The sequence below is a fragment of the Pedobacter sp. 10L46_2 genome (assembly GCF_056395165.1).
This window is the reverse complement of sequence record NZ_JBFTIZ010000252.1, coordinates 1-8,840: the sequence shown is the minus strand read 5'-3', so window position 1 is coordinate 8,840 and position 8,840 is coordinate 1. Positions and strand designations below refer to the sequence as shown.

The 8,840-nt window shown below is 40.3% G+C and carries 7 protein-coding genes; all 7 read right to left on the bottom strand.

The features are described 5' to 3' along the window. Positions 1–1,943 (bottom strand): phosphoenolpyruvate synthase (gene ppsA, locus AC1DDX_RS21190; RefSeq protein ID WP_477622548.1); only part of this gene is annotated, 1,943 nt, incomplete at its 3' end. 171 nt (positions 1,944–2,114) lie between these two features. Next, complete coding sequence (locus AC1DDX_RS21185; RefSeq protein ID WP_288879157.1) at positions 2,115–3,617, bottom strand: arylsulfatase; 1,503 nt, start codon at positions 3,615–3,617, stop codon at positions 2,115–2,117. A gap of 127 nt (positions 3,618–3,744) precedes the next feature. Continuing rightward, on the bottom strand, positions 3,745–4,722 hold the full coding sequence (locus AC1DDX_RS21180) for a DUF5007 domain-containing protein (protein WP_216854330.1): 978 nt from the start codon (positions 4,720–4,722) through the stop codon (positions 3,745–3,747). Positions 4,723–4,740: 18 nt separating this feature from the next. Continuing rightward, positions 4,741–5,436: a hypothetical protein gene (locus AC1DDX_RS21175; protein WP_288879156.1), complete on the bottom strand. Its 696-nt coding sequence runs from the start codon at positions 5,434–5,436 to the stop codon at positions 4,741–4,743. Positions 5,437–5,454: 18 nt separating this feature from the next. Then, positions 5,455–5,889 carry a RagB/SusD family nutrient uptake outer membrane protein gene (locus tag AC1DDX_RS21170; RefSeq protein WP_477622549.1) on the bottom strand — a complete coding sequence of 145 codons (435 nt, stop codon included), beginning with the start codon at positions 5,887–5,889 and terminating at the stop codon, positions 5,455–5,457. Positions 5,890–6,026: 137 nt separating this feature from the next. After that, positions 6,027–6,797, bottom strand: a complete 771-nt coding sequence (locus AC1DDX_RS21165; protein ID WP_477622547.1) for a RagB/SusD family nutrient uptake outer membrane protein — start codon at positions 6,795–6,797, stop codon at positions 6,027–6,029. A gap of 29 nt (positions 6,798–6,826) precedes the next feature. Next, the coding region (locus tag AC1DDX_RS21160; protein WP_477622546.1) for a SusC/RagA family TonB-linked outer membrane protein at positions 6,827–8,840 on the bottom strand (2,014 nt) is incomplete at its 5' end.

The following is an 8,840-nucleotide window of genomic DNA, read 5'->3' as shown; positions in this document are numbered from 1 at the left end:
GCTTCCTGTCGTCCTTGTTCAAATTTTCGCTTGCCGGCCCCAGATTCAAAGTTTTTAATATTGCTCAAAATTAAAGGGACAAGTATAGTAGGGTTTTCGCTCCAACGGGTTTTGGTAATATCGATCTCACCGGCACATCGCATACCATATTTATCGAGATATGCGTCAACAGCGTGACGGGCGTCTTGTCCACCGTTAAACTTAGCAAGTTCGTCCAGATAATCATCTGCTTTTACCTGTTGCAAGTATTCAATTATTTCCGGATAAGGGCGGATTACATCCGCTACATCCAATAGTGCCAAACCCATCTCCGAAGTAATATTGTTTGATACGGATTGAGAAAGTATGTCTGCCACATTTTTTTCACCTAGCCATTCGCTCATCTTTTCATTGAGCCACGATGAAGCATTCATTGCAGCTATGATCACACCCATATGTTGTGCCTCAAATATTGTCTTCTTTGATTGCTGGATATCTTCCAGAATAAAATCAAACACATCCGTTCCTGATTTCGTTTGGATGTTTTGTTTTAGCGCTTCTACCGATGTCTCATTGTGTTTAATCAAGTCAACAACGATTGCCGGGTCGTTTCCCACTTGCGCCAAAATATCCGTGGACGATATACCCTTAGTACTTTTAACCGGCATAGGTGCTTTTTCATCATTTGGTAACGATTTTATAAAATCTCGCCGCTCTGCAATGGTCAGAAGCGCCTCTTTTATGAGCGGATCATGTTGCCCCATCGCCTCTAATAAATTTTCCCTGCCAGCAGGTGTAGCCAGAGTATCTGCAACATCAACAAACAGCCTTCCTCCAGCTTTGAACATGGGTCTGGCAGCTCTTAACTGCCATAGCGACAATCCCAGTGGTTTCATAGGGTCAGTCATCATTTGCTGATGACCAACAGATATATAAACATGGTTCTCCTGATCATCCGCTTCGGGGATCGGGTAAAAGGTAGTAATGGGCCGGCTCTGCACAATATAAAACGTATCATCCGCCAAACACCACTCRATGTCTTGTGGGTTACCGAAATGCGCTTCGATCTTTCTACCCATGCGTTCCAACTGTAAAATCTGCTCATCCGTTAGCGCCTGGGCATTCTGCTGATCCGGCCCGATTTCCTGCTCCTTCGTGCCTCCCTCTTTTAAAGCATAAATAGCCAGTTTCTTATTGGATATCTTCCTATCGATAATATTGCGCTCAGAAACTTTATAATTATCTGCATTCACAATTCCGGAAACCAATGCCTCGCCCAATCCAAAACTGGCCTCAATAGATACTATTTTTCTGTTTGAGGTAACCGGATCTGCTGTAAACATAATTCCTGCCACATCCGGGGAAACCATTTTCTGAACAACAACCGACAGGTGGACCTTCCTGTGATCAAATCCGTTCTGCAAACGATAAGTTACAGCCCTATCTGTAAACAGTGACGCCCAGCATTTGCTGATGTATTTTAAGACTGCCTCTTTACCAATAATATTCAGATAAGTGTCCTGCTGCCCGGCAAATGATGCAGAAGGCAGATCTTCCGCCGTTGCACTAGATCGTACAGCAAACGCATCCTTTTCATCAAACTTTGTGAGAAATCCTACAATCTCTTTCTCCATATCTTCAGAAATGGATATTCCTTCGATAACCTTACGTATTTTGTTGCTAAGCTCCCTGATTTTAACTCGCTCTTCTACCTTAATATCACTTAATTCATCCAGCAAACTGTTAAACTTCTGATTATTTTCAGTTATTCTTTTATACGCTTCAGTGGTCACGCAAAAACCTTCCGGCACCCTTATTCCTTTGATTCCAACGAGTTCTCCCAGATTGGCGCCCTTCCCTCCTACAGTCATAAAACTTGATCTGTCGATGTACTGAAAACCAATTACATTTGTGTCCGTTTTTCCTGGCTTTTTTGCTGAGTTGAGTTTGTTATCCGGTATCATACTGATGGCTTTTAGAGATGTGCAAAGCCAAAAATATAAGTTATAACGTATCAAAATGCCGTTTTTCAACTATATTTTTTCAAGCGCAATAATGAGAAAAGTATCAACGTTATCTATACAAACAGAGCATAATAGCAACCATACGGGGTTCTACTTTAAATCGACTCCAGCTTACTTTTTCCCAGATTTATTTTCCAAAAACTCCCATTCCAGCAAATGAGAAACTTGATGCTCTTTCTTAACGATCTCGTCAAAACGCTTGGTTAATTCAGGATGTTCTGAAGCAATATCTGTTGTTTCGTTCCGATCTGTTTTCAGGTTAAAGATCTGCCATGGATTATTTAAATTCTTGCGAAGATTTACTTTTACACCTTTCCAATCCCCCATCCTTATTGCCAGTTGTCCTCCCTTTTCAGGGTATTCCCAATAGATATAATCGCGCTGCTTCTGCTCTTTATTTTTTCCCAACAATGTTGGCAGTAAAGATATACCATCTGTATTATTCGGTTTTGTACCCGTTATCGCGGCAAAAGTAGCCATCATGTCGAACTGTGCAGATACAAAATCACTGGTCGTATTTGCAGGTATCTTACCAGGCCACCTGGCAATAAATGGTTCTCTGATCCCTCCTTCATATACATCCATCTTTAATCCACGCAAGCCATCGACACTGTTAAAGAACTTAGCATTTACCCCACCATTGAATGTGGCTCCGTTATCGCTTGAAAACATAATGATCGTATTGTCGTCTAGCCCTAGCTTTTTAATTTCGGCCATAATAATCCCAACCTGATCATCCAGATAAGTGATCATAGCAGCATAGGTTGAATATGGGTACTTAGTTGGTGCGTATCCCTGTTGTCCGTAGTAAGGATACTCATTGAACTGCCCTATATACTTTTTAACATATTCATCAGGTGCTTGTAACGAAACATGTGGAATAGTATAAGGCATGTATAAGAAAAACGGCTTCGATTTTTGCTCATTAATAAAACGAACAGCCTTTTTAGTCATTATGTCTGGCGAATACACTTTGCCTTTGTAATAATCAAAATCCTTATCGGTCGCTTTTGTAGAATCGAGACCTTTATGGACGTACATATAAGGATTATCAAGCATAACCTTCTCATCATTTTCCCAAAGGTGAGAGGGATAAAAATTATGGGATTGCTTTTGGTCCAGGTATCCATAATAATAATCAAATCCTTGCTTTAAGGGTGACCCTGTTGTGTTGTTCATTCCTAAACCCCACTTGCCGGTTAGAGCTGTGACATAACCAGCTTCCTTTAACATTTTCGGAATCGTAAATGTTCCTTCGGGCAATGGCATCTGCCCGGCTTCCAAGCTATCTGGGAAACCGCCCATTTCATAGTTACCACGGATGTAAGAATGGCCACCGTGTTTGCCAGTCATTAGCATGCAACGGGCGGGAGCACAAACTGGTGTACTGGTATAATGTTGAGTGAATTTCATCCCCTCTTTGGCCAGTTTATCCAAATTAGGAGTCTTAATCTTTTTCTGTCCGTATGGGCCAATCTCAGCGTAACCCAAATCATCCGCGTAGATGTAAATGATATTTGGTTTCTTTTGTTGTGCCTTTCCCTGCGAAAAGACGAGTTCAGGAAATAGCAACAGTAGTGCAACTACAATGTGTTTTATCTTGACAATGTTCATCCTCTAAATACTTTAATAGCTAAAGTAATAAATAATGAAGATGACCAGGTCAAGAAAAGTCAATAGGAGTTTCTTATTAAGGGGTGCCAAAGAAATATTGGCACCCTTTTTTGATGTACACTACTTGCTACAAGACATCTCTTGTGGCATTTTTAATTCTAACCGTTACCTCGTAAGTTCCCTCCTGATAGATTCGGAAAGTAAATCGCGGATTAATGCTATAGCCTCGGTCTGGAGTTGGAGTAAGACCTGGGTCGAGTTTGGCAAAGTTGCCTGGAATTCTGTAATAAATGGTATAACCCTGTCCAGGAGGGCCCGCAACAAGCGGGAATGGAACTACTTCAAAGTTACAGGCCATTGTAGAATCTGTTAATACGAGGGGATGGAACCTGGCAAAAGTATCAAAGCTATTCCTGTCTCCACGTTTGATGAACTCATTTTTCTTTGGATTAAATGGAGTGCCGTTTTTATCTACTATTTTTAGAATAATCAATGTACCTTCGTTGGAAGTCTTTTTAATCTTAACTTCTGGCTCTCCAATATCCCCAGACGCGCTGGATCCATCCTTAAACCACGCACCGCCCCCTGCAGATTGCTCCGCTACGGGCCCATCATATAAAGAAAACTGGCCAATGTTTTTAAAATCCTTTGAACCATTCTCATTGGTTGCCCGAATATCAAATTCATAGGTCCCAACAGCCACATTTGCGGTTGTTCCATAAAAAGTAAATGCTCCGGTATGTGTATTAAATTCAACCGGCGGTGCGTTTAATAATTGCCTGTGCTTATTTAGCAATTCAACAGTTGTATCCCTATTCACATCAAACTGAGAGATAAAAATATACCGCTCGTAGTTTGTATATAATAGTTCTGCATGTTTTTTTGTAACCGCATCACGAATATCTAACAATTCATAAGTTACCGGTGCACTGGAGCCATCATTGTCTACCGGCTTAGTTTGAACTGTTATGCCTTTTTGAATTTTTATTGGGCTATCCCGGTATCTGATCTGATTGCTGAGAAAACCGTTTTCGACTTTTTTACAAGAGAATATGATCCCCATCGCTACAAAGCCAAATGTTATAAGTTTTATATATCTTTTCATATTATTAGCTTAAAATCATTAATTCTTGATATCACCGAAAAAAGTAAACGTGTGGTTGTTATTTACCACATGTATCACACCGGTGTTGGTAATAATCCCTGAGGTTTGCACACGTGCCTGCAGCAATTGTTCAGGATCAACCAATGGGAGTTGTGTAGAGTCAGTAGGAATGGTACCCGTTCCATCCTCCTTTTTAACTATTTTAGTGAGGTAAACATATTTTGGTTTAACTGGGAAGATGTTAGGGTCGGTATAATCTGTTGTTGGAATGGCCTGAATTAACCTGAATTCCCCATCGTTAGATTTCCTTAATTTCCCCACTTCACTTAGTGCCTCTACGGGGAGTCTGTCTTTAAACAAGTAAGCCCTCAAAGAATCCTTCAGCTCTGGGAGCTTTAAAGAATCGAATGTAAAAACAAGGTTCTCATCATTTAATTTAATACGCAGATGTGCCTGTTTTTCTTTAACATAATTACTTATAGCGTAATTAGTTAAAGCAAAAACCGTCCCACTGGCATTTACTTCATCTTTTAGACCCATCCGATCTACCATGATGATGAGCGTATCAAACAGCTTTTTGGTTTTTAGATAATCGTATGTGGTCATATCAACCTTAGGGTTGTAAAGACTACCACCGATCACATAATCTTTCTTGCAAGAGTAAACAGTAACCACTGTGACTATTGCAATGCATATCATAATTAATTTTTTCATATCTGATTCATTTAATGATTAAAGCCTTCCTTGCCAGTATGGCGTTTGTGTTAACGTAAAGTCGTCTTTGAACATTCCAGGATCTATTGGCCATAACCAGCCACCTTCAGGAGTGCCATTCATGAACTGGTCTTTAAAGCGTTCGTTATAGGTAGGAAGTGTTTTGGTTCTTACCATATCGTAGTAAGACTGGCCTTCGAAATATAGTTCACGAAGCCTTTCTTCTAGGATTGTTGTGCCCAAAGCTGTGCCTCCCCCGACATACTCAGCAACCTTAGCTCTTTTTCTGATGGCATTGAGCAGTATAACCGCCTCTCCATCACGACCCAATTTGTTCAACGCTTCTGCTCGTAGCAAATAAATATCTGCCAAACGGAATATGATCAGGTTATTGGATAGCCTCGGATCATTTTTTGCCGAACCATCGGCGTAGGTTACATTAGAGAATTTAATGGTCTGACCCTCTGACGACTGCGCCTGGAAGAAGAAAGTTCTATACCTGATATCAGTAGTATCTTTATAGATTTTATTGATGTAAGAGGTATTTACAGGCCATTGAATATCTGCCTTGTTGGCTACATAAGGTCTTCTTAGAGTTGGGGCCCTCCATTCTTAATTACATCATCCGAAGCGATTTCGCTCCCTGCATAATCTCCTGTCCAGGCTTTTATGTGTGCTTCCAAAGCAAGTGCACTTCCCTTATTTGCCCTTACAGCTCTTTGATTTTCATCACTGTAACCAAAAACAAGATTAGCTTTGGCAAGTTCAAGATCCTTGATGCATTGAGCAAGCACTTCGGCCCCAGGTGTACGAGGAATATTTTTTGCCTGATTAATATCAAGATCAGGTTCAAGTCTTAACGGAACATCGCCCCATATTCTGCTCATGTAGAAATAAGTGAAAGCACGAAGAAAATAAGCTTCTCCTATGATACGTTTCTTATCATCCTGATTGGTAAATTTCTCGATAGCGATACCTGGAACCTTGTTAATTATCAAATTTACCTGCTGTAACAGTTGATAATAAGATTGCCAGTTCCAGTTCCCGGAACCTACGTTTAAACCAGTAAATTCTCCATTTGAAATGTTATAATTTTGATTGTCCCTATCAGATCTGATGCTAAATTCACCTGAAGGCGCATCACCATACACATGCCACGAATAATTGTTTAGCAATACCCTTCTTAGAGAAGAGTATGCTCCGGAAATGGCACTATTTGCATCTTGTCCATTAGTAAAATAAGCTCCGGTAAAGGTCGAATTATGGGGTTCGAGGTCCAGAATTCTTTTGCAAGCAACAGAGCTGATGACTAGTATTAAAAGCAAAAGCCCTGTAATATGTTTTTTGAAATGTATTTTCATGATTTCATATTTAATAAATGATAAAACTATTAAAGCCCTATTTCCAGACCTATCGTATACTTTTTAGGTATGGCGTAACCGCTGCCGTTGTAAATACCAAAGGCATCAACCTGCTCAGCATCCGGTAAATTGGCCGATTGAAAAATATGAAGGTTATCTGCCATAGCATACACCCTTAGCCTGCTTAATGATAGTCTTTGTAATACTTTTGGCTTAAATGCGTAGGCTAAAGTGGCCGTTTTTATACGGATATAAGATCCGTTTTCAACCCATCGAGAGCTTACTGCAGCGTATTTGTAACGCGTGCCAGAGAATGAACTTAAAGAAGGATAATTTGCATTGTCTCCCGGATTCCGCCAGTAATTAATGCCATTTAAATATGGAAATGCATTGTTGCTTAATGCGTGCAAAGGATCAGGATCACCATCATCTGTTGGTACTAAATGCGAGAGCTTTCCTACCAGGTAATCGTTATAGATATCTCGTCCTAACGTAAATGTCGCAAATACGGAAAGGCTAAAATTCTTATAGCTGAAGGTATTTACCATACCTCCTGTCATTTTTGGATTTGGATTCCCGGCAGGTACATAATCTGTAGCGTCAAGAATTCCGTCTCCGTTCTGATCCTTCCATATTGGATCTCCACCTTTAAAAGGATATCCATAAAAGCTCAGCACACTTCCGTCGATGGGATTTACAGGAACATCTCCATCAGTGGCATATATGCCTGTTTGCTCAAATACATTATACTGATTGATAGACTGCCCTTGTCGCAAAAGGAATTTATCTAAATAGATATCCCGGCCACCATTTGGCAGCGATGTGATCAGATTTTTATTGAAAGCAAAGTTGAAATTGGTTTCCCACTGAAATGCTTTTGATGGATTGAAATAATGAGCAATGAATTGAGTTTCGATACCACTATTTCTTGTACCAATGGCATTTGAAGTTATAGTTGAGTAACCTGTAGTAATAGGGAGTGCAAGTGTAAATATTCCCTCGGTCGTATTTCTGACATAAGCATCGGCCACAAAATTAAATCGGCCATTTAAAAAAGTCAGGTCTACACCAATATTCGCTTGTTTTGAATGCTCCCAGGTAAGTTCACTGTTTGACAAACCTCCTGAAAAGTTTGGAGACACTGAAGGAACTCCATTATACGTATTCGATTCGTTTTGACCTGTTGATGGGTTTGAGCTACCCGGGAAACTGCCCGCCCCAACGTTATAGGTATTGAACGATAGGTAACTATCGCCACCATCCGGTTGTCTGCCTGTGATACCATAGCTACCACGAATTTTAAATAAGGTTAACCAGGAGCTGGCACCTTTCATAAAAGGTTCATCACTAACGATCCATCCAGCGGAGAATGATGGAAAGAAACCTACCCGGTTACCTTTACCAAATTTTGATGATGCATCGGCATTTATTACGCCCGAGAACAGATATCGCCCCTTAAAATCATAGTTAGCTCTGAAAAAGGCAGTTTGGATACCGCTTTCGATCAAATCTGAATAGGCATAAGAACCCATTTTATTGATCACTTTTACTACACTAATCTGATCGTTAGGTATACCATCAGCCTCGGCATATGTTGCCCTGTATTGATGGAACTCTGTATTCTGTCCGGCAAGTAAATTTAAATGATGGGTATCATTAATAGTGGTCGAAAACTGAATGGTATTGCTCATCAAATAGTTTGCAGAATTGTCTACAAAGCTCGTTGCATACCCTGTTCCACTTCTGCGAACTGTTCCTGGTGTGAAAGTATCCTTTCTGCTATTTGCAGTTTCATAAGATATGATGGTGTTAAATAACCATTTGTCAGAGATTTTCCAATCGATGGTCGGACTTATGCTTAAGCTGTTATTGGTATTGGCATCTGTTTGGATATTTGTATTTCCAAAGATGAAATCTCTATTTGCATCAGGGAGAAAAAGATTTGAAGATGGCAGTGGACTGCTTGCATAGTATCCTCCATTAAAAGGGCTGTTACCTCCGCTTAAATCACTAACAGATCTTGGTCTGTCGAGACGGTTATAG